The following is a 682-nucleotide window of genomic DNA, read 5'->3' on the forward strand; positions in this document are numbered from 1 at the left end:
GGGTCCAGCGCGGCCAACCCCCGCTCGTTGAAGGCGTGCACCACATCGCGCACGGTGTCCTCGTCCGCAGCCACCAGGCGGGCGATCGCCGGAACCGGTGTCCCCGACGACGACGCCATGATGATCACGGCTCGGCGGACCCGGATCGAACCGTGCTTGCCCCGGCGCACGATCTGGCTCAACCGCTGACCCTCCTCATCAGTGAGCCTGCGCGCTCTGACCGGCTCTGCCATCCGACCCCCACCTCGATCCCCGACCTGACGTCGAGATCCAGAGTGAGATCAACAGGACTCCAACCCGGGGACGCTGACCGGCGTGTCGCCAACCCGGTGAACGTTCATGGTCAACGCACTAGCTTCCGTTGCTGGGGACGATACGTCCCTCGAAGGTGATCGCGAAGGCGTTCAGGGCCTTCCAGCGCATCGCCCACCGGGCCCTGCCTTTCCCGGTCGGGTCCAGTGAGCGAGTCACGAGGTAGAGGCACTTGAGCGCGGCCTGCTCGGTCGGGAAATGACCACGCGCCTTGACCGCGCCGGTAGCGGGCGTTGAGGCTCTCCTGGGTTATCTTGAGCCAGCAGGATGATCAAGCCTGTGAGCTGCTGGTTTGCGTCGTGAACAGTGTCGCTGACGTGGCTGGTCAGAGCGTTTGGCTCGGTGTGGAAACTCGTGGTCTCGGCGTGTC

Annotated in this window: 1 protein-coding gene and 1 pseudogene; both read right to left on the reverse strand. The window is 65.5% G+C overall.

The features are described 5' to 3' along the window. Positions 1–182, reverse strand: a 182-nt coding sequence (locus tag KME75_RS42200; protein WP_246633864.1) for a helix-turn-helix domain-containing protein, incomplete at its 3' end; no start/stop codon positions are given. 169 nt (positions 183–351) lie between these two features. Further along, a pseudogene (locus KME75_RS42205) lies at positions 352–556 on the reverse strand (transposase); the annotation flags it as partial. Positions 557–682: the final 126 nt, after the last annotated feature.

This window comes from Pseudonocardia nigra, assembly GCF_019396355.1.
Lineage (GTDB): Bacteria > Actinomycetota > Actinomycetes > Mycobacteriales > Pseudonocardiaceae > Pseudonocardia > Pseudonocardia nigra.